Genomic DNA, 1,298 nt, shown 5'->3' on the forward strand with positions numbered 1-1,298 from the left:
GACGTCGAGGGGCGCGCGGGCGGCGTCCTCGCCGGCGGGGGCGCCCGGCGTGGCCGTGATGTAGTCCACGTAGACGGTGTGGGCGCGCGGGTCGTTGCCGCGGTTGCCGGCGAACAGGCCGATCTCGTTGACGGTCATCGTGTAGGGGAAGGTCCCGGCCTCGGTCCAGTTGACGCCGTCGGCCGACCAGCTGTGGATCCAGGTCGAGCCGGTGCGTTGCAGGCGCATCCACAGGGGCGAGGCCTGCACCTCGGGCGGCAGGTACACGTCGTGGGTGATCTGCGCCGGGCCGCGGTCGACGGCCACGCGCAGCAGGCCGAGATGATCGCGGAAGAACTCGGCGCGCACCCAGATGGAGTCGTCCTGCTTGACCAGGATGCCCTCCTGGGCGAAGAACTCGGGCAGGTCGGCCTCGAACTTGGCCTCGATGGTGAAGTCGATGTCCTGGGCCGGCTGCAGGATGTGCACGGCGCCGATGACGCCGTTCCAGATCTCGTGCTCGAGGCCGCCGGGCACGGTGATCGCCACCTGCGCATCGTCGGTGTAGCCGTTCACGATCTCGACCGTGCCGCCGTCGCCGAAGGGGTCGACGAAAGTCCACATGGGATCGAGCTCGCAGCCGTTGAAGTCGTCGTCGACCAGCACCGGCAGCACCTCGACGAAGGTAGCGGTGACGGTCCGGGCCGCGACCATGGCCACGGTGTCGGGGTTGGCGGTGCCCGTGAGGTCGCCACTCCAGCCGGCGAACTGCCAGCCCGGAGCGGCCGTGGCGGTCAGCTCGACCGCGGTGCCCGCGTAGTACAGGGCCTGGTCGGGCACCGGCACGACCGTGCCCATGCCGACGACGTTGACCGTCAGCGCGTACTCGGGAATGACGGAGAAGGTGGCCGTGACCGACTTGTTCGCGTCGACGATGACGGTCTCGGGGTTGACGGTGCCCGTGAGGTCGCCGCTCCAGCCGTCGAAGGCGTAGCCGACGGTGGGGACGGCCGTCACCTGGACCGCCGTGCCCTGGTTGTAGACGCCGCCGGGCGGGTCGAGGACCACGCTGCCGCCGCCGGGTGTGGCGTCGGTCGTGAGGGTGAACTGCGGAATCGGGGCGAACGTCGCGGTGACGGCCTTGTTGGCGTCCATGACGAGGGTCTCGGGCACGGCCGCGCCGGTGAGGTCGCCCGACCAGCCGGTGAAGGCGATGCCGACCGCGTCGACCGGCGTGAGCGTCACCACGGTGCCGGCGTTGTAGGTGCCGCCGGCGGGCGAGAGGGTCACCGAACCGCCGCCCACGGCGGTCACGTCCA

The 1,298-nt window shown here is 70.9% G+C and carries 1 protein-coding gene; it reads right to left on the reverse strand.

The genetic code is table 11. From position 1 onward, the window contains the following. Window positions 1-1,298 (reverse strand): DUF1349 domain-containing protein (locus KDM41_18210; GenBank protein MCB1185358.1); only part of this gene is annotated, 1,298 nt, incomplete at both ends.

It is taken from the genome of bacterium (assembly GCA_020440705.1).
Taxonomy (GTDB): domain Bacteria; phylum Krumholzibacteriota; class Krumholzibacteriia; order LZORAL124-64-63; family LZORAL124-64-63; genus JAGRNP01.